Source organism: Cupriavidus malaysiensis, from assembly GCF_001854325.1.
GTDB lineage: Bacteria > Pseudomonadota > Gammaproteobacteria > Burkholderiales > Burkholderiaceae > Cupriavidus > Cupriavidus malaysiensis.
The window spans coordinates 566,362-584,279 of sequence record NZ_CP017755.1; the positions used below are offsets into that span (position 1 = coordinate 566,362).

Annotated in this window: 18 protein-coding genes; 12 read left to right on the plus strand and 6 right to left on the minus strand. The window is 69.5% G+C overall.

From position 1 onward, the window contains the following. Window positions 1-389: 389 nt before the first annotated feature. Window positions 390-890, plus strand: a complete 501-nt coding sequence (locus BKK80_RS22410; RefSeq protein ID WP_071016936.1) for a flagellar basal body-associated FliL family protein — start codon at window positions 390-392, stop codon at window positions 888-890. Between the two features lie 248 nt (window positions 891-1,138). Further along, window positions 1,139-2,080: a phosphate ABC transporter substrate-binding protein PstS gene (gene pstS, locus BKK80_RS22415; protein WP_236903920.1), complete on the plus strand. Its 942-nt coding sequence runs from the start codon at window positions 1,139-1,141 to the stop codon at window positions 2,078-2,080. Between the two features lie 157 nt (window positions 2,081-2,237). On the opposite strand, the gene BKK80_RS22420 is transcribed toward pstS, so the two are convergent. Further along, entirely contained in the window at window positions 2,238-2,492 is a 255-nt protein-coding gene (locus BKK80_RS22420; protein ID WP_071016933.1) for a hypothetical protein, read from the minus strand. Between the two features lie 195 nt (window positions 2,493-2,687). On the opposite strand from BKK80_RS22420, the gene BKK80_RS22425 reads away from it, so the two are divergent. From BKK80_RS22425 to BKK80_RS22455, 7 genes are all read left to right on the plus strand, one after another. Continuing rightward, window positions 2,688-3,617, plus strand: a complete 930-nt coding sequence (locus BKK80_RS22425) for a LysR family transcriptional regulator (RefSeq protein ID WP_071016931.1) — start codon at window positions 2,688-2,690, stop codon at window positions 3,615-3,617. Between the two features lie 261 nt (window positions 3,618-3,878). Next, the gene (locus BKK80_RS22430) at window positions 3,879-5,141 is read left to right on the plus strand and encodes a serine hydrolase domain-containing protein (protein WP_071071367.1); all 1,263 of its coding nucleotides are present in this window, start codon (window positions 3,879-3,881) and stop codon (window positions 5,139-5,141) included. Between the two features lie 88 nt (window positions 5,142-5,229). Next, window positions 5,230-5,562 carry a DUF2322 family protein gene (locus BKK80_RS22435; protein ID WP_071016927.1) on the plus strand — a complete coding sequence of 111 codons (333 nt, stop codon included), beginning with the start codon at window positions 5,230-5,232 and terminating at the stop codon, window positions 5,560-5,562. Between the two features lie 118 nt (window positions 5,563-5,680). Then, window positions 5,681-6,547, plus strand: coding sequence for a GntR family transcriptional regulator (locus BKK80_RS22440; RefSeq protein ID WP_156811395.1), 867 nt, complete (start codon window positions 5,681-5,683; stop codon window positions 6,545-6,547). Window positions 6,548-6,896: 349 nt separating this feature from the next. Then, the gene (locus BKK80_RS22445; protein ID WP_083384712.1) at window positions 6,897-7,784 is read left to right on the plus strand and encodes an IclR family transcriptional regulator; all 888 of its coding nucleotides are present in this window, start codon (window positions 6,897-6,899) and stop codon (window positions 7,782-7,784) included. Window positions 7,785-8,010: 226 nt separating this feature from the next. After that, entirely contained in the window at window positions 8,011-9,267 is a 1,257-nt protein-coding gene (locus BKK80_RS22450; RefSeq protein ID WP_071016923.1) for an MFS transporter, read from the plus strand. A 145-nt stretch (window positions 9,268-9,412) separates the two neighbouring features. Further along, window positions 9,413-10,096: a hypothetical protein gene (locus BKK80_RS22455; protein WP_236903922.1), complete on the plus strand. Its 684-nt coding sequence runs from the start codon at window positions 9,413-9,415 to the stop codon at window positions 10,094-10,096. Window positions 10,097-10,130: 34 nt separating this feature from the next. Here BKK80_RS22455 and BKK80_RS22460 read toward each other — a convergent pair whose 3' ends face one another. The 4 genes from BKK80_RS22460 to BKK80_RS22475 all read right to left on the minus strand — a co-directional run bounded on the left by BKK80_RS22460 (window position 10,131) and on the right by BKK80_RS22475 (window position 13,641). Next, window positions 10,131-10,988 carry a hypothetical protein gene (locus BKK80_RS22460; protein WP_071071369.1) on the minus strand — a complete coding sequence of 286 codons (858 nt, stop codon included), beginning with the start codon at window positions 10,986-10,988 and terminating at the stop codon, window positions 10,131-10,133. Between the two features lie 205 nt (window positions 10,989-11,193). Next, window positions 11,194-11,838 (minus strand): HugZ family pyridoxamine 5'-phosphate oxidase, encoded by a 645-nt coding sequence (locus BKK80_RS22465; RefSeq protein WP_071071371.1) that lies wholly within the window; start codon window positions 11,836-11,838, stop codon window positions 11,194-11,196. A 258-nt stretch (window positions 11,839-12,096) separates the two neighbouring features. Then, a complete protein-coding gene (locus BKK80_RS22470; protein WP_071071373.1) occupies window positions 12,097-12,531 on the minus strand; it encodes an ester cyclase in 435 nt (144 codons plus the stop codon). 87 nt (window positions 12,532-12,618) lie between these two features. Then, window positions 12,619-13,641, minus strand: a complete 1,023-nt coding sequence (locus tag BKK80_RS22475; protein WP_084545702.1) for a Bug family tripartite tricarboxylate transporter substrate binding protein — start codon at window positions 13,639-13,641, stop codon at window positions 12,619-12,621. 254 nt (window positions 13,642-13,895) lie between these two features. Here BKK80_RS22475 and BKK80_RS22480 point away from each other — a divergent pair, with 254 nt between their 5' ends. From BKK80_RS22480 to BKK80_RS22490, 3 genes are all read left to right on the plus strand, one after another. Next, window positions 13,896-14,435, plus strand: a complete 540-nt coding sequence (locus BKK80_RS22480; protein WP_071016913.1) for a VOC family protein — start codon at window positions 13,896-13,898, stop codon at window positions 14,433-14,435. Beyond that, the gene (locus tag BKK80_RS22485) at window positions 14,432-15,220 is read left to right on the plus strand and encodes an SDR family NAD(P)-dependent oxidoreductase (protein WP_071071375.1); all 789 of its coding nucleotides are present in this window, start codon (window positions 14,432-14,434) and stop codon (window positions 15,218-15,220) included. Before BKK80_RS22480 ends, BKK80_RS22485 begins: the two co-directional genes overlap by 4 nt. 219 nt (window positions 15,221-15,439) lie before the next feature. Continuing rightward, on the plus strand, window positions 15,440-16,516 hold the full coding sequence (locus tag BKK80_RS22490; RefSeq protein WP_071016909.1) for a LacI family DNA-binding transcriptional regulator: 1,077 nt from the start codon (window positions 15,440-15,442) through the stop codon (window positions 16,514-16,516). Between the two features lie 10 nt (window positions 16,517-16,526). Here BKK80_RS22490 and BKK80_RS22495 read toward each other — a convergent pair whose 3' ends face one another. Continuing rightward, window positions 16,527-17,861 carry an MFS transporter gene (locus BKK80_RS22495; protein ID WP_071071377.1) on the minus strand — a complete coding sequence of 445 codons (1,335 nt, stop codon included), beginning with the start codon at window positions 17,859-17,861 and terminating at the stop codon, window positions 16,527-16,529. Between the last annotated feature and the right edge of the window lie 57 nt (window positions 17,862-17,918).

Sequence of the window (17,918 nt, forward strand, 5' to 3'; positions counted from 1 at the left end):
TCGTAGCATGCGGGCAGGCCGCGTGGCCGCGCCATCGGCCGCTTTGCGCGCAGTGGCGTGCGAAGTCGGCTGGGCGCCGCCCTGCGCGGCGCCCAGGGCTGCCGGGGCGTTGCGTTATTGCCATGCAAGGTGCGCCGGGACGGGCCGCCCGCGCCGGCGCGCCGGACTCAAGCCGGGCCGCTTCCTGCCGTTAGACGATGGTGCGCCGATGATGTGCGGTACATGTGCCGAGCATGTGTTGAACATGTGTTGAACATGTGTTGAACATGTGTTGAACATGTGCTCCGTATGTACCGAGCATGTGCTGCCCATGTTGCGGGTACGCACCATGCATGCGCGGACCGGTGGCGTCCCGGTCCCGCCTTTTCGTTCACCAAGACCACCTTACGATGTCCAAAGCTGCCACTCTCCAATCGAAGCCGACGTCCACCGCACCGGGTGCCGGCAAGACCGGCACGCGCCTGCTGCTGGCCGTCCTGGCCGTGCTGCTGGTCGTCGCGGCCGCCGGCGCGGGCTACTGGTGGTGGGGGCTGCGCGGCAAGGCGGCGGGCGCCGCGCCGGCACCGGCCGCGGCGCCGGCCTACCTGCCGCTCGATCCGCTGGTGGTGAACCTGAGCGACGACGGCTCGGCGGCCCACCTGCTGCGCATCGCCATCACCCTCAAGCTGGCCGGCCCCGACGCCAAGGAGGCGCTGACCGCCCGCATGCCGGAGATCCGCGACCGCGTCCTCAACACGCTGGCGAGCCAGCATGCCGACCGCATCGTCTCCGCCGAGGGCAAGGCGGCGCTGCGCGAGGCGCTGCTGGCGCAGGTCGCTGCCGTGGCCAAGGGCAGCCGCGCCGACGGGCAGGTCGGCGAGGTGTTGTTCACGGAATTCGTGGTGCAGTGACGGACGCTCCCGCGGGGCGCCGGCCGGCCGGGGACAACGCCGTCCTGTGCAGCGCCCCGCGGCGTCCTAGAATGGCCCTATCGCTGCCTCGGAATCGCCGCGCCGCCTGATCGCGATCGCGCGGCACCCGGCGCGGCACCCGGCGCGGCGCGGGCCGGCCTGGCGTACCGGTGCGCCGATGCGCCGGTGCGCCGATGCGGCCGCGGATCCTGGATCCTGCAAGAGCAAGAACAAGCGGAGGTGCCGGCATGGACCGTTCCGACCTGAGCGGCGCCGCGCGGCGCTGGCTGCCGGGCCTCATCCGGCGGTCGCTGTTGTCCCTGGCGTTCCTACTGCCTGCTGCGCACGGCAGCGAGATCACCGGCGCGGGCTCGACCTTCGTCTACCCGGTGCTGGCCAAGTGGGCTGCCTCCTATTACTCCAAGACCGGCAAGGCGGTGGACTACCAGCCGATCGGCTCGGGCGGCGGCATCCAGCAGGTCAAGGCCGGCTCGGTGACCTTCGGCGCGACCGACATGCCGCTCAGGCCGGAGGAACTGCACAGCGCCGGGCTGGCGCAGTTCCCGCTCGTGGTCGGGGGCGTGGTGCCGGTGGTGAACCTGGACGGCATCCAGCCCGGCCAGCTCCACCTCACGGGGCCGCTGCTGGCCCGCATCTACCTGGGCACGATCAGCAACTGGAACGATCCGGCCATCGCCGCCGACAATCCCGGCCTGGTCCTGCCCGACCGCAAGATCGTGGTGGTCCACCGCAGCGACCTGTCGGGCACCACCTTCAACTGGACCGATTACCTGTCCAAGGTCAGCGATGGCTGGCAACGCCAGGTCGGCGCCGGCACCACGGTACGCTGGCCGGTCGGCTTCGGCGCCAGCGGCAGCGATGGTGTGTCGCTCTACATCCGTAACGTCAAGGGGGCGATCGGCTATGTCGAGCTGACCTATGCGTTGCAGCGCAAGCTGGCCTACGCCGCGGTGCGCAACCAGGCGGGCGTCTTCGTGCAGCCGACCTGGGATAGCTTCAGCGCGGCGGTGGCGTCGGCGCAGTGGACGCCGCAGCAGGACTTCTACCAGGTCATCACCAACGCCTCCGGGGACAAGGCCTGGCCCATCACCGGGGTGGTCTACGTGCTGATGCAACGCCGCGGCAAGAGCGCGGGCGATGCCAGGGACGCGCTAGCCTTCTTCCGCTAGGTGCTGCAGGAGGGGCAGGCGGACGCCGACCGCGAGCACTATGTGGCGTTGCCCGAGCCGCTGGTCAGGCAGGTGGAAGGGTATTGGAGCGAGGCGTTCCGCTGAGGGCGGCGGGCACGCGCAAGGCGCGCCGGTATGCGGCCTGCCGCGCCGCGCCTTACAGCGGTGCGCGGTCGGTCGTTTCGTAACGGGCGCCGTCGCTGTAGCTGTCGAACCTGGCGGACTTGGCGCCGTCGACGAAGGTGTCGAACTTCGCGCCGCTCTTGGCGCCGTCGGTGTAGACGTCATAGCGGGCGGTACGGGCGCCGTCGCTGTAAGTGTCGAATCTGCCACTCTTGGCCAGCGCCGGAGCGGCCGTCAGGGCGGCGGCGATGGCGGTGACGACGATCAGGGCGTATTGGTAGGTCTTCATGGCTCACTCACTCCGTTTCTTCAACGGGATGCCGCGTCTTGTATTTGGTCTGCTGCATTGCGACATCCGATGGCGGAATATTAGGCGTTTCCCTTATTTCAATAAATGCTGGCGGCGGAAATGATTGGTTTTGTTTTTGACAATAAATAGGCCGCGCTACGGAAAGAATTCCGGGACAGGCCGGGGGACTGTGCCATGGATCGTCTGCAATCGATGCGTGTCTTCACCAAGGTGGTGGAACTGGGCAGCTTCGCCCGTGCGGCGCAGCAGCTCGAAATGTCCAACGCCGTCGTGACCCGCTACGTGGCCGACCTGGAGAGCCACCTCGGCACCCGCCTGCTGAACCGCACCACGCGCAGCCTGTCCCTGACCGACGCCGGCGAGACCTATCTGCAGCGCTGCCAGCAGATCCTGGAAGACCTCGACGAGGCGGAAGGCCTGGTCACCGCGCGCAGCCAGTCGCTGTCGGGCACGCTGCGGCTGGTCACACCGGTGATGTTCGGCCTGCACCTGCTGCCGGCCTTGATGGCGCGTTTCCAGCAGCGCTACCCCGAGGTGGTCTTCGACGTGATGCTGTCCGACCGCAATGTCGACATCGTGGAGGAGGGGCGCGACGTTGCCGTGATGCTGTCGGACCTGGGCCTGGGCCCGCACCTGGTGGCGCGGCCGCTGGTCTCGGCGGAGATCGTGATGTGCGCTTCGCCCGGCTACCTGCGCGCCCACCCGCCCTTGACCCACCCGCGCGAACTGAGCCAGCACAGCTGCATCGCCATGCGCCTGACAGGCCTGGATACCGAGTGGACCCTGACCGGCCCGGAAGGCGAGCTGACGGTGCCGGTTCGGGCCAGCCTGCTTTGCAGCAATGCCGAACTGGCCCACCAGGCTGCCCTGGCCGACCTGGGCGTGGCGATGCTGGGCTCCTACGTGGTGCGGCCCGAGATCGAAGCCGGGCGGCTGGTGCATGTCCTGCCGCAATACCAGCTGCCGCGCCGCGACGTCAGCGTGGTCTACCCCAGCCGCAAGTTCCTGCCGACCAAGGTGCGGGCCTTCATCGATTTCCTGGTCGACGAGGCGCGCGTCGGCGCCAAGATGGGCGTGCGCGCGGCGGTGCCGGACGTAGCCTGAGCGCTCTTCCTTTCCTTCTCCCTGACAGCCTGATTACCTGGCTGCCTGGCTGCCTGGCTGCCTGGCTGCCTGATTGCCGTGGCTGGCTTGCCCGAGGCCTGGAGCAAGTGCTTTGTCATGCGCAAAGATGCTATCATTCTATTTTTAGAATGACTTGATGCGGCAGCAACGTGCGCCGGAGCGCGAGGGGGCATCCGTCTCCTTCCGTCCGTTTCCCGTTCGTTCGGGCCGGTGCCAGCACAGAACACAGGAGAAACACAGATGACCAAGGCAGAGCGACTGGGGTTTTCGGCCGGACGGCTGGCGGCGTTCGATGCGTGGCTGGATGCGCGCTACGTGGCGCCCGGCCGGCTACCGGGCGCGGTCACGCTGGTGCACCGGCGCGGCGAGCTCGTGCACCGCAACGTAGTCGGCTCGATGGACCTGGAGCGCGCCCGGCCCATGCGCGAGGACGCCATCTTCCGCATCTACTCCATGAGCAAGCCGGTCACCAGCGTGGCGTTCATGACACTGGTCGAGCAAGGCCTGGTTGCTCTCGACGATCCGGTCTCCCGCTTCATCCCGGCGTGGAAGCATCTCGGCGTGGCCGTGGCCGGCGCGCGCAGCCTCGGCGGTTTCCACACCCGCCCGCTTAACCGCGAGATGCTGGTGGTGGACCTGCTGCGCCATACCGCGGGCCTGACCTATTATTTCCAGGCCCGCACCAATGTCGACGCGGCCTATCGCGAGCTCGCCCTCGGCGAACCGGACAATCCGACCGGGCTGGCCGGCATGATCGAGAGCCTGAGCCAGCTCCCGCTCGACTACTCGCCGGGTGAAGCGTGGAACTATTCGGTGGCGACGCATGTGCTGGGCTATCTGGTCGAGACGATCTCCGGGCGGCCCTTCGCCGACTACCTGCAGGAGGCGGTCTTCGGCCCGGTCGGCATGCCCGACACGGGCTTCTTCGTGCCGGACAGCAAGGCCGAGCGCCTGTGCGCCTGCTACAGCCCGGCGCCCGGAGGCGGGCTGGCGCTGCAGGACGACCCCGCGCACAGCAGCTTCCGCCGCGTTCCGGCCCTGGCCTCGGGCGGCAGCGGCCTGGTGTCGACCGCTCACGACTATCTTCGCTTCTGCCGCATGCTGCTGGCAGGCGGCTCGATCGACGGGCAGCAGGTACTGAGCCCCAAGACGGTGGAGCTGATGACGATGAACCATCTGCCCGGCGGCAACACGCTGGACAGGATGTCGCGCTCCAGCTTCAGCGAGGCGGTCTATCCGGGGCTGGGTTTCGGCCTCGGCTTCGCTGTCACGCAGGATGTGGCCGCCACCATGATGCCGGGCAGCGCGGGGGATTATTTCTGGGGCGGCGGCGCCAGCACCAGCTTCTGGATCGATCCGGTGGAGGACCTGGCGGTGGTGTTCATGACCCAGCTGCTGCCGTCGACCGCCAGCCAGATCCGCCGGGACCTGCGCCACTGGATCTACGGCGCGCTGAGCGAGAGCGAAAGCGACGGCGGGGCGCGCCGGCGGCCGGCTGCCTGACGCCGGCCGTCCCGGGCTCGATCGGATAAGATACGGCCCGCCGCGCCACGCGGCGTGACAAATCCATGGAGTGAATTCAGTGACTGCAGTGATCCAGCCGAGCCATGTGTTCAAGGACAACCTCGCCCAGCTTCCCGCCATCGACGGCATCGAGCGCATCGAACTGGTCGACGCCGGCGGCGCGGTGAGCGCCAGCATCGAGAACGTGCCGGGCAAGCAGGGCTCGCTGGCCGTGTACCACTACCTGCAGCAGGCCTTCGGCGCGCTCGACGCCAAGGCGGCCGAACACGGCCTCGCCGTGTTCGCCGAGCACACCGCCGACGCGCGCAACCGCCCGGGCGCACACCCGAACGTCGATCGCCTGCTGGCTATCGTGGCCGGCGGCGAGCCGCTGGGCCTGCGCGTCGTCGCCAAGGCCTGAGCGTGACCCGGGGCGCTTGCGCCCTGCCGGTCCCGTCCGCAGCAGCCTGCCGGCGCGCCGGCAGGCCGGGAATCCGGCCGGCGGCGGCGCCCAGGCGTGAATCCGGGAGCTTGTGATCTTGAGCACATTGCAGAAGTCCGGGCGCAAGGGTGTCGCCCTCTACCTCCAGATCGCCAGCCTGCTGCGAGGACGCATCCTGCAGGGCGAATGGAAGCGCGGCGACCAGCTGCCGACCATCCCGGAACTGTGCGCCGCTCACGGCGTGGGTACCATCACCGTGCGCCAGGCGCTGGCCCGCCTGAGCGACGAGGGACTGGTGAGCAGTGCCCAGGGCCGCGGCACCTTCGTCACCGCCGACGTGGTCTCGCCGGCGGACAACGAACGCTTGCGCCACGCCATCAATGACCCGCTGCGCCTGGCGCCGGGCCAGGCCATCCGTGTGCTGCTGCGCGAGCCGGTCGACGCCTTGCCCGCGGCGCTGCGCACCGGCCAGCCCGAGCACCCGCCTTATCTGCGCATCCGCGCCCTGCACCTGCACGACGGCGAGCCCTACGGCGTGATGGATAGCTATGTCGCGCGGGAAACCTATGCGCGCTTCCCGGCGGGCAGCGACGAGCGGCACAAGATCGGCTACCTGGTCCGCCAGTACAACCGCATCCCGCTGGACAAGGCCCGCCAGGAAATCACCGCCGCCTATGCCGACCAGGAAACGGCCGACCTGCTGGCCGGCGGCGCAGACTGCAGCATGGCCGACATGCTGGTGCGCGTCCGGCGCTGGTGGACTGCGCGCGACGGGCGCATCGCCTATGCCGGCCTCTACCTCTATCGCGCCGACCGCTTCGTGCTCGACGTGACCCACGACCTCACCGACGGTGACGGCGGCCATGAGGCCGGCCGCAGCATCGACCTGGTGCCCGCCCCGCGCCAGGACAAGCCGCCGGCGCGCACCGCCGCCGCAAAGCCCCGGCGCAGGCTCGGGAACTAGCCTGCCGGGTCTTCCGCTTCTTCCGTTCGCGCAAGACCCATCGGGCCAGCTGCCTTCGTGGCAGGCCTTCTTCCCCCACACATTTTCTTGCTCCCCATTTCGGTCCGCATTGCGGACCATTCATTGTTCTAAGGGCTGCGCCAGCGCCTCCATCGCATGGAGGCTGCAGCACATGGATAGCGGGGTTTCGCCTTAATATTGCCTATTTCGATGGTTATCGGACCTATTGTTGCGGGATGGATCGATATACGCCGGCATTCGCAGGCATTTCCTTCGCGGCAGTGTCTCCGTTATGATGGTCCGCTATGCGAACCGAAAATTGAAATTCGTTGACATGGAGTTTTTCGCTATGACAGCATCCGGTCCAAGCAAGGGATCCACCGGCAGCCGGGTGGCGGGTGGCCGCCGACGTGGCGCCGAGGCGGCGCCGAAGCCGAACTACGAGCAGCGGGACATCACCCGTTTCGACGACGCCGCGGACAAGGACCGCCAGTTCGTCACCGCGCTGGCGCGCGGACTGGAACTGCTGCGTTGCTTCGGCGCGGGCGAGCGCCACCTCGGCCTGTCGGAGCTGGCGCGCCGCGCGGGCCTGCCGAAGGCCACGGTGGCGCGGCTGGCGGGCACGCTGGCCAAGCTGGGCTACCTGCGCTACAGCGAGGCGCTGGGCAAGTACAGCCTCGGCACGGGCGTGCTGTCGCTCGGCTACGCGATGCTGTCGAACCTCGACATCCGCGACGTGGCGCGGCCGCTGATGCAGGAGCTGGCCGAGCACGCGCGCGCCTCGGTGTCGATCGGCGTGCGTGACCGGCTCTCGGTGGTCTACATCGAATGGGTACGCAGCAGCGCGCCGATCACGGTGATGCGCGGGATCGGCGTGCGCCTGCCGATCGCCACCACGTCGATGGGGCGCGCCTACCTGGCCGCGGCCGGCGACGCCGAGCGCGACGAGGTGCTGGAACAGGTGCGCCTGCAGGACGCCGAGGCGTGGCCGCGTATCCGCCAAGGGCTGGAGCAGGCCCGGCAGGAATACGCGGAGCGCGGCTTCTGCCTGTCGGTCGGCGACTGGGACAAGGACATCGCCAGCGTCGGCGTGCCGTTCACCGCGCCGGATGGCACCCGCATGGCATTCAATTGCGGCGGCCCGGCCTTCGTGGTCAGCCGCGAGATGCTGGAGAACGAGATCGGCCCGCGCCTCGTGGCGCTGGTCAAGCGCGTGGGCACGGCCCTGGGCCGGTGACACGCGCAGCAGTGCAGGACAGCAGGCGATCGGCGCCTCCTGGCAGCCCCTTGCCCCGTGCGGGCAGGGCGGAGGCGGGGCGCCGCCCGCAGCAGAGGAACGGACGCCGCACGCGTACCGGTCCCGCCGCCGGGTCATGGTGATGACACGTGCCGCAGTCCGCCCGCATCGTCGGATCCGCTGGATCTGGCCGATCGGGAGGCAGGCGCGTCCTTTGGAGGAGTAGATGGAAGTGGGTTTGACCGGCCAGCGCGAACTGGCCGCACGCGACCGGGTATGGATCGCGGTGTTCGTTTTCGCCTTTCTCGGGCTGATGGTCGATGGCGCCGACCTGATGTTCCTGTCCTATAGCCTGTCCAGCCTCAAGCAGGAGTTCGGCCTGTCCAACGTGCAGGCGGGGGCGCTCGGCAGCATCACGCTGGCGGGCATGGCCTTCGGCGGCATCTATGGCGGCTGGGCCGCCGACCGCTTCGGCCGCGTGCGCACGGTGGTCTGGACCATCCTCGTCTTCTCGCTCGGCACGGCGGCGCTCGGCCTGACCCATGACTTCTGGCAGTTCGCGGTGTTCCGCTTCATCGCCTCGCTCGGCCTCGGCGCGCAGTACGTGGTGTGCAACACGCTGATGGCCGAATACGTGCCCACGGCGCGCCGCACCACGGTGCTCGGCACGCTCCAGGCCGGCTGGTCGGTCGGCTACGTGGTGGCGACGCTGCTGGCCGGCTGGATCCTGCCGTCCTTCGGCTGGCGCTGGCTGTTCTTCCTCGCCATCGTGCCGGTGGTGCTGGCGGTGCTGATGCAGCGCTATATCCCCGAGCCCGCGAGCTACCTCGCCGCGCGCGCCAGGGGCGATCTCGCGCGGCGCCGCGGCAACGCCGGGCCGAGCGCGATGCAGCGCATCTTCGGCAATCCGGCGCATCGCCGCATGTTCCTGCTGTGGTCGCTCACGGCGGGCCTGCTGCAGTTCGGCTACTACGGCGTCAACAACTGGATGCCGACCTACCTCGAGAAGGAACTGCACGTGAAGTTCTCCTCGATGACCGGCTATATGGTGGGCACCTACCTGGCGATGATCTTCGGCAAGATCGCGGCCGGATGGCTGGCCGACAGGTTTGGCCGCCGCGCGGTGTTCGCCATCGGCGCGTTCGGCTCGGCGGTCTTCCTGCCGGTCATCGTGCTGTATCACTCGCCGGCGAACATCGTCTACCTGATGACGATCTTCGGCTTTCTCTACGGCATTCCGTACGGCGTGAACGCTACCTACATGACGGAGAGCTTCGAGGCCAGCATCCGCGGTTCGGCGGTGGGCGGTGCCTATAACGTCGGCCGCCTCGGCGCGGCGATCGCTCCGGCGGCGATCGGCTTCATCGCGACCGACGGGTCGATCGGGCTCGGCTTCCTGGTGATGGGCGGTGCCTACTTCCTGTGCGGCCTGCTGCCGGCGCTCTGCATCAAGGAAAAGCTCTACGATCCGCAGCAGGCCTGACGGCACTGCGGGCGGGACGCATCCGCTTCGGGCGGGGCATCCGGGCATCGGAACATCGGGCCGGCGCGGCGCCGGACGGCTTCACTCAAGCCGTGCGGCGCCGAGGCCGTAAAATCCTGCGGATACCGATTGGAGATGTTCCCGAATGAAGAAGGCATTTTTCCTCGCCGCCGTGCTCGCCACCTCGCTGGCCCAGGCCGCCACCGGCCATGCCGCCGGTAACACGGTTGGCAATGCGACCGCCAATGCGACCGGTCGTGCGGCAGGCAATGCGGCCGGCACCGCCGCGCCGGCCAGGGGCGCCGTCGCCTCGGCCGCCTCGGCCGCCGTCGCCGGCAACGTGGCGGCACCGCTCGGCCTGGAACTCGGCAAGACCAAGTGCGCGCGCCTGACCTCCACGCAGAACCACGTGCGCAGCGGCAAGACGCCCTGGGCCGGCGGCGACGCGATCGAGATCAAGAACCTGGCCCGCTTCAACCTGCCGGGCCTGACCCGCGCCATCGTCAACTGCGACGACCAGGACAACGTGGCCCTGGTGACGCTGACCTTCGAGCGCACGGTGCTGGACGAGGTGAGCGGCAAGCTGGATGGCCGCTACGAGGCGAAGCGCAAGACCGAGTCCGGCGCACAGAACGGCTATGCCGAGTGGACGGCCGCCAACGGCAGCCTGGAATTGCTCTCCGCGCGCGATGGCCGGCAGTTCACCGTGGCCTACTGGGCCAAGAATGCCAAGGCCAGGTATTTCGCCTACAGCGCCGCCGCCGACAAGAAGCAACCGGCCGCCTCCGCGCCGGCGGCGAAGGCGCCGGCCCAGCCTGCACCACTCTGACGCCGGCGCCAACGCCCGACATCAACGCTAGGCACTAGCGCCCGACGTACTGCCCGTTGACGAAGCGGCAGTTCGCGCTGGGCCCGTAGAGCTGTGACAGCGGGAGGAACTGCATGCCATTCATGGTCTGCACGCCGACCATCGGCAGGCGTACCTCGAACACCGCACCGCAGTTGGTCTGGGTGCCGATACGCACGCGCGCGCGCATCTGCGCGGCTTCCTTCTGGATCGCTTCCTCGCGCGCCTGGCGCGCGGCGCGCTCGGCCGCCTGCTGCTGCTCGCGGCGCTGCAGCACCTGCTTCCAGCGCTCGTCCAGGCGGTCCAGCTTCGCCACGAGCTCGGCCTTGCCCGGCTCGTCCAGGAACACCACTTCACGCAGATTGCTGCCCGCGCTCGGAATGGCACGGTAGTCGTTCATCAGATCGGAGCCGGGAGCGCGGCCCGGCTCGCTGCGCGTCAGGTCGGCATCCGTGATGGCGGTAAGTATCCCGCCCAGGTCGCGCCGGTAATCGCTGCTGCCGAACGGGGAGCGCTGCGTGCAGGCCTTGCGCGTATCGCAGGCCAGCCAAGCCACGTTGTTGCCATTGAAGTCGACGTCGTCGGTGATGCTCTGCCCGGATTTCAGTACCAGGGTGACGCGGTAGGTGGTGCTGCGGCTGGGGCGCACTTCCACCACCGTGACGCGGGCGATGTCGCGGGCGTTGTAGGCCTGGCCGCGCATCTCGAGCGCCAGCACCGCCTGCTTGTCCTTGCTCCAGCCCCAGCTGCTCCAGGAACCGCCGCGGGCCTGGTAGGCGATGCGGTTGTCCTCGTAGACGTTCAGTGTCGAAGCCAGCCTCGCGGCCTTCTCCTGCGGCGTCGGGGCCACCGTGCAGCCCTGCAGCCAGACCATGGCAGCGCCACACGCGGCTGCCGTCAACATTCTCTTTGCCATACCTTGATGCCAGATGTTCGGGAGGGCCGGCAGCCTTTGCCGGCGTGAGGGGCTACCGTTGCGCGCAAGGCCGGGCATCCCGCTCGGTTATCGGCCGGCCGGATCGCATCTTGAGGACGCCGCGCTGCGGCGAGGGCGGGTGTCGCTTCGCGGTCCGCGGCCGTCAGCGCGGGCGGGCGAGGATGTCGCGCGCGGCGCCGGCGATCGCCTCGGGCTGCAGCGGACGCTCTGCGAAGCGTTCCCTGACGCGCTGCCCCCCGACGGCCAGGTCGATGCCGCAGGCATCCAGGCCGAGCACGCATACACCATCCGGCACCTGCGTGGCCAGCGTGGCGAGCAGGTCCGCTTCCACGCCGGCGTCCAGGCCCGGCAGCGCATCGAGTTCGGCCTGCTCGACCCAGCCCATGCGGCCGAAGCCGGCGATATACCGCACGCGGCGCGCGTTGAGGCGGTAGAAGTGGAAGTCGAGCGAGAGCAGCGCCTCGGTGTTCGGCGCATAGCGCAGGTAGCGCGCGCGCAGGCCGCCGTCCGGCTCGATCCGCTCGGCCTCGCCCAGCAGCGTCAGCCGGCTCGCGGTCTGGACGTCGGCGGCGCCCGGCTGCAGGACCGACAGGCTCGCGCGCGGATCGGCCAGCAGGTTGCGGGTGTGCTCGGCCAGCGCGCTGAGGCAGAGGACCGGACGATGGGCCGCGTCGGTGACATAGGGCACCACCGTCGCATAGGGATACCCGGGCGCGCTGGTCGAGTGGGTGGCGAGGGTGCCGTAGGCGGCTTCGTGCAAGAGATCGATGACGAGTTCGGCGGACATCTTTCACCTGGTTGCGGATCTGGAACGGGCGCGCTGCATGCCGCCGGCGGCGCGCAGCGCCTCTGCCATCGCGCCGCGGATCGGTGCCGACGCCGGGGCGGGCCGCTTCGATTGTAGGCGGGCCCGGCCCGGCGCACCACGCGCGCCTCTTCCGTCTCCCGTGGCTGCCCGGCAAGCGCCGACAGTCCCGTGGCCGCGGCGGGTGCCGTCCATCGCGCTGCCGGCAGAGCCTTCCTTGCGCAGGGCGCCGGGCGCGCCTTACAGCAGCCCGAGCGCGCGCAGCTTGGCGTCGGCCGAGGTGTAGGGACGCTCGCACACGATCTTGTCGGAACCGGGGGCGAATTCGAAGGTGGCGGCCATGCGCACGCGGAAGGTGCGCCCGGTCGGCGCGAAGGTCCTGCCGGCGGCCTGCAGCGGGCCGAGGTGGGTACCCTGCAGCCAGAACTCGACCAGCACCGTGTCGCCGGCGGCGGCGATGGCGATGATCTCGTTGCTCAGGTCGGGGAAGGCGGCGCGCGAGGCGGCGAAGTAGCCGCGCACCGCCTCTTCGCCGTCGTAGACCAGGCCACTGCCGTGCATCTCGTAACGCGGATGCGCGAAGGTGCCGATGACGGCGTCCCAGTCATGCACGCATTCGAGGGCCATATGGTCCCGCACGGTCTGCAGGCGGGCGTCGTTCAGCGGGTTGGACATGATGTGGCGTTCCTTTCCGTGGAGGGGGATGCTGAAGCCTGCGGGCGGGCGCAAGGCCTGCCCGCATGGGTGTGGTGGCGCGGCGCTTCAATCGAGCGAGATGTGCGCCTGTTGCGCGATGGCCTTCCAGGCGGGGATATCGCGCGCGTTGTTCTCCTGCTGCTGCGCGCCGGAGGCGTACCTGGCGGTGATGCCGAGCGCCAGCAGCCTGCCGATCACGTCGGGATCCTTCAGCGTGGTCTCCAGCACCGCGGAGAGCTTGTCGACGATGGGCCTGGGCGTCTTCGCCGGCACGTACATGGCCCAGCTCAGTTCGCGGTCGAAGTCGATGCCCTGTTCCTTGTAGCTGGCCACCTGCGGCAGGCTGGGCGAGCGCCGCGTGCAGACCGCCAGTGCCTTGAGCTTGCCGTCCTTGACGAAAGGCGTGGCGGTGACCATGTCGACGAAGGCCAGCGGGATGTGGTTGCCGAGCAGGTCGGTGATGATCTGCGAGGTGCCCTTGTAGGGCACGTGCTGCATCGGGATGCCGGCTTTCTGGCTGAGCACCTCGCCGCAGAAGTGGCCGGTCGAGCCCGCGCCCCAGCTCGCGTACTGCATGGGCGCGGCCTGCTTGCGGGCCAGCGCCGCCAGTTCCTTGAGGTTGTCGGCAGGAAAGGGATTGGCCGCCAGCATCACGATGGACGAGCTGCCGATGGTGCCCAGGCTCTGGAAATCCTTGACCGGGTCGTAGGGCAGCCGGGAGTAGACGGCCGGTGCCAGCGGATGCGTCGACATGCCGCCGATCATGATGGTGTAGCCGTCCGGAGCCGCGGTGGCCACCGCATGGGTGCCGATGGTGCCGGCGGCGCCGGGCCGGTTTTCCACCACCACCGGCTGTTTGAGCTGGAGCGCGAAGCGCTCGGCCAGGAAGCGGCCGAGGATATCGCCGCCGCCGCCGGCGGCGAATGGCAGCAGCATGCGGATGGGGCGTTCGGGGTAGCCGGCGGTGCCGGCCGCGGCGGCCGGCGCGGCCGGCACCGCCAGCAGCGCGGCGGCCACGGCGGGCAGCCAGGTGCGCAGCGGGCCGGCGAGGCGGCGCGCGCAGCCGGTGGCCGGGTGGGGCTGTCTCATGCTTGTCTCCTTCGGGCGGCACCCCTTCCAGGCGGGGGGGTGGGGGAACGTCTCCCGCTCCGGCTGGGGTGGCAGCCTCGGCTCCAGGGTCTTCTTTTTTAAAATAGTGGAAACGTTTCCATAAGAGTCTCGGCGACCATTGATGACATAACAATCATGGTTAACGCTAGGAAAACAGTACCTCGCAATTCCTCTAGACTGCTTGAATGGAATCGTTTCCATATCACATCAGACCATCGGACAAGGAGAGCGGAATGAGCCTGCGGTTCGGCGCGGTACGCCAGATCGGCTACGTGGTGCACGACATCGAGAAGGCGATGCGGCATTGGAGCGAGGTGCTGGGCGTGGGGCCCTGGTTCTACAAGGAAGAGGTCGGCACCACGGAGTTCCGCTACTACGGCGCGCCGTCGGCATTGCCGGCGCTGTCGATCGCGCTGGCCAACTCCGGCGGCGTGCAGATCGAGTTGATCCAGCAGCGCAACGATGCGCCCTCGCTCTACCTGGATTCGCTCGCGCGCGGCGCCGAGGGCATGCAGCACATCGCCTATTGGACCGACGACGGCTTCGATGCCGATGGCGCTGCGCTGCGCGCGCGCGGTTATGTCGAGGGCCACGGCGGGCGCATGGGCGCGCGCGGGCGCTTTGCCTACTACGTGCATCCGGACCTGCCGGGCAATATCGTCGAGATCTCGGAGATGGCGGGCGGCAAGGGCGAGTACTTCGCCATGATCGCGCAGGCAGCGCAGGGCTGGGACGGCAGCGAGCCGATCCGCCGCATCGGAGTGGCACGATGAGCGCGCCTGCCGAGCGGGTCCTCGCACCGGTGCCGGTGCCAAGGGTGGCCGTGGTCACGGGCGCGGCGCGCGGCATCGGGCTGGCGATCGCCGGCCGGCTCGCCGCCGAGGGCCATGCCGTGGCCTTGTGGGACCTCGACCCCGCGGCCGTGGAAGCGGCCGCCGCCGTGTTGCGTGCGCAGCATCGCGCCGTGGCCGCGGTGGCGGTCGACATCAGCAGCGCCGCACAGGTGCGGGCCGCGCTGGATGACACCGTCGCCGCGCTCGGCCGGCCCGCCCTGCTGGTGAACAACGCGGCCATCCTGGGGCCGAACGGTCCCACCGTACAGGTGGCTCCCGCTGCATGGCAGCGCGTCTTCGACATCAATGTGCTGGGCGCGCTGCACTGCGTGCAGGCCGTGGTGCCAATGATGGTGGCCGACGGCTGGGGGCGCGTGGTCAACGTGGCCTCGATCGCCGGCAAGGAAGGCAATCCCTTCGCCGGTGCCTACGCGGCCTCGAAAGCGGCGCTGATCTCTCTGACCAAGAGCCTGGGCAAGGAGCTGGCGGCCAGCGGCGTGCTGCTCAACTGCATCACGCCGAGCGCGGCCGATACCGAGATCTTCGGCACGCACGACGCGGCGCAGCGCGAGCTGCTGCGCCAGCGCCTGCTGGAGCGCGTGCCCATGCAGCGCTTCGTGCGCGTCGAGGAGGTGGCGGAGATGGCGGCCTGGTTGTGCTCCCCGTCATGCAGCTTCAGCACGGGCGCGGTGTTCGATATCAGTGGCGGACGGGCGGTCTACTAGACCACTGAATCATTGAATTGGCATGGCAGGTACCGACCGATTTCAGCGATTCCGTGGACTAGTTCAGTGGACCGGGCATCGCCCGCGCAACCGCATCGGCCTGCGCAGCCGCTTCGGCGATAATGGCCGGCCGGGCAAGACATGGCCCCCGAGCTGCGCCAGGCCAGTCTCTCCCCTCCAAGAATCCCCGGCAACCGCCCACCGGCCCCTGAGCACGATATGAGCAGTCCACCGCGCAGCCAACGCGCCGACCCGCCCGCGCGGGTCACGATCCGAGACGTCGCCCGCGCCGCCGGCGTTTCCGTCGGCACCGCTTCGCGCGCGCTCAACCGCAGCGGGCCGGTCAGCGAAGCCGCGGTACAGGCGGTCGAGCGTGCTGCCAAGGCGCTCGCCTACGCGCCCGACCCGATCGCGCAGAGCATGCGCACCGGCACTTCCGGCGTCATTGGCGTGCTGGTCTCGGACCTCGCCAACCCGCTCTACGGCCGCATCATCACCGCGGTCGAGACCCGCCTGCAGCGCGAGGGCTACGCCATGGTGGTCGGCAACACGCACAACAGCAAGGCACAGGAGCGGATGATGGTGGACCTGTTCCGCCGGCGCCGCGTGGACGGCCTGATCCTGGGACCGTGCGAGGAAGAGCGGCCGGCCTATCTCGAACAGATCGCGCGCGACCTGCCGGTGGTGGCACTGGACCGCGACTTCGGCGCGCACGGCGCCGGCGTGCACGTCGATCATCGCCGTGGTGCCGGCGAGGCCACGCGCTACCTGCTGGATCTCGGCCACACCCGCATCGCGCTGATGTCGTCCGATGGCGCGCTGCGCCCCGGGCGCGAGCGCATCGAGGGCTACCGCGCGGCCCTCGCCGAGCGCGGCCTGCCGGCCGATGAGGCGCTGGTGCGTACCAGCCGTTCGGCCATGGATCTCTCGTTCAGCGATGCGCTGGCCCTGCTGTCGGCGCCGGCACGTCCCACTGCCTTTCTCTGCCTCGGCACGCGCATCCTCTCCGGCGTGCTGCAGGCGCTCAAGCAGAGCGGACTGCGCGTGCCGCGCGATGTCAGCCTGATCTGCATCGGCGACGGTGACCTGCCGCAGCTCTTCTCGCCGGCCATCACCGCGGTGAGCTGGGACCTGGAGGCGGCAGGCACGTCGTCCGCCGAGATGGTGCTGCGTGCCATCGACGGCGCGGCACAGGGCAAGGAAGGCGCCGCGCCTGCGCGCCGGGAGGTCAGCTTGACGCCGCATCTCGTGGTGCGCGAGTCGTGCGCGCCGCCGCCGGCTGCGGCCGCGCGCTGACGCCCTTTGATCAGGCCGTTTCCGCCCGGCGAGGCCCGCTCATCGCCGGCCGGCCGGGGCGGAAATACAGTACGAAGATCAACGCGGCAAGCACCAGGGCCGAACTGAGCAACAGCAGGCTCAACGTGAAGCCGCCGGTCGCCGCCTTGATGGCGCCGACCGCCACCGGCGCCACCATGCCCGCGCTGCCGCCGACCGTGCTGACGATGGCGATGCCGGCGGCCGCGCTGCGTCCCGACAGCAGGCTGCCCGGCATGGACCACAGCACGGTGAACGCGCTGGAGGTGCCGGCCGCGGCCAGCGCGAGGCACAGGATCGCCGGCAAGGCATCGTGCTGGAAGCGCGTGGTCAGCATCAGGCCGGCAGCACCGGCGAGGGCGCCCGCGGCGAAGTGCCAGCGGCGCTCGCCGGTGCGGTCCGAGTGCCGGCCGACGAGGAGCGAGGCGATCACGCCGGTAGTGGCGGGCACGATGGCGTAGAGGCCGACCTGCATCACTGTCAGCCCCATGCCCTTGAGCATGGTCGGTTGCCAGAAGGCGAGCGCGTAGATGCCGAGGATCAGCAGGAAGGAGACGAAGCCCAGTACCCAGACGCGCGCATCGCGCATGGCGGCGCCGAGGCCGCTGTGGGCATCGGCCGGCGGCGCGGGCGAGTCCGCGCGCAGCAGTGCCTGCAGCCTTGCCTTGTCGGCCTCGTGCAGCCAGGCGGCCTCGGCGGGCCGGTCCGGCAGCGTGCGGAAGGCCACGATGCCCAGCAGCACGCAGGGGATGCCCTCCAGCAGATAGAGCCATTGCCAGCCGCGCAGGCCGGCGGCGCCATCGAGGTAGGTCATGATCGCGCCGGCCATCGGACCGGCCAGGATCGGCGCCACGCTGAACGCCATGAAGAACAGCGCGGTGGCTTGCGCCAGCCGGCGGCGCGGGAACCACAGCGTCAGGTAGTAGAGCACGCCCGGCGCGAAGCCGGCCTCGAACACGCCGATGAGGAAGCGCAGTGCGTAGAACTGCGTCGGCGTGCGCACGAACATCATCGCCGCCGAGGCCAGGCCCCACAGGCACAGGATGCGCAGCAGCGTCGCGCGCACGCCGATGCGCGCCAGCAGCAGGTTGCTCGGCACCTCGAACACCGCGTAGCCGACGAAGAAGAGGCTTGCGCCCAGGCCGAACACGGCATCGCTGAAGGCCAGCTGTTCCTTCATCTGCAACTGCGCATAGCCGACGTTGGTGCGGTCGAGGTAGTTGAACACATAGCAGAGGCACAGCACCGGCAGCAGCCGCCAGCCGATGCGGTGGAACAGCGCAGCCTCGTCGCCCGCGCGTGCCGGGATCGATGTACGCCCGTTCATCGCGCCGCTCCCGTCGGGGCGGCATGGACGGCAGGCACGGTGGGGCCGGCATGGGCC

Excerpts from the sequence above, each read along its gene's own strand:
- BKK80_RS22475 (WP_084545702.1), bottom strand. The coding sequence starts at position 13,641 with ATGAGACAGCCCCACCCGGCCACCGGCTGCGCGCGCCGCCTCGCCGGC.
- BKK80_RS22470 (WP_071071373.1), bottom strand. The coding sequence starts at position 12,531 with ATGTCCAACCCGCTGAACGACGCCCGCCTGCAGACCGTGCGGGACCAT.
- BKK80_RS22495 (WP_071071377.1), bottom strand. The coding sequence starts at position 17,861 with ATGAACGGGCGTACATCGATCCCGGCACGCGCGGGCGACGAGGCTGCG.
- BKK80_RS22410 (WP_071016936.1), top strand. The coding sequence starts at position 390 with ATGTCCAAAGCTGCCACTCTCCAATCGAAGCCGACGTCCACCGCACCG.
- BKK80_RS22450 (WP_071016923.1), top strand. The coding sequence starts at position 8,011 with ATGGAAGTGGGTTTGACCGGCCAGCGCGAACTGGCCGCACGCGACCGG.
- BKK80_RS22465 (WP_071071371.1), bottom strand. The coding sequence starts at position 11,838 with ATGTCCGCCGAACTCGTCATCGATCTCTTGCACGAAGCCGCCTACGGC.
- BKK80_RS22445 (WP_083384712.1), top strand. The coding sequence starts at position 6,897 with ATGACAGCATCCGGTCCAAGCAAGGGATCCACCGGCAGCCGGGTGGCG.
- BKK80_RS22460 (WP_071071369.1), bottom strand. The coding sequence starts at position 10,988 with ATGGTCTGGCTGCAGGGCTGCACGGTGGCCCCGACGCCGCAGGAGAAG.
- BKK80_RS22455 (WP_236903922.1), top strand. The coding sequence starts at position 9,413 with ATGAAGAAGGCATTTTTCCTCGCCGCCGTGCTCGCCACCTCGCTGGCC.
- pstS (WP_236903920.1), top strand. The coding sequence starts at position 1,139 with ATGGACCGTTCCGACCTGAGCGGCGCCGCGCGGCGCTGGCTGCCGGGC.
- BKK80_RS22420 (WP_071016933.1), bottom strand. The coding sequence starts at position 2,492 with ATGAAGACCTACCAATACGCCCTGATCGTCGTCACCGCCATCGCCGCC.
- BKK80_RS22480 (WP_071016913.1), top strand. The coding sequence starts at position 13,896 with ATGAGCCTGCGGTTCGGCGCGGTACGCCAGATCGGCTACGTGGTGCAC.
- BKK80_RS22490 (WP_071016909.1), top strand. The coding sequence starts at position 15,440 with ATGAGCAGTCCACCGCGCAGCCAACGCGCCGACCCGCCCGCGCGGGTC.
- BKK80_RS22425 (WP_071016931.1), top strand. The coding sequence starts at position 2,688 with ATGGATCGTCTGCAATCGATGCGTGTCTTCACCAAGGTGGTGGAACTG.
- BKK80_RS22430 (WP_071071367.1), top strand. The coding sequence starts at position 3,879 with ATGACCAAGGCAGAGCGACTGGGGTTTTCGGCCGGACGGCTGGCGGCG.
- BKK80_RS22485 (WP_071071375.1), top strand. The coding sequence starts at position 14,432 with ATGAGCGCGCCTGCCGAGCGGGTCCTCGCACCGGTGCCGGTGCCAAGG.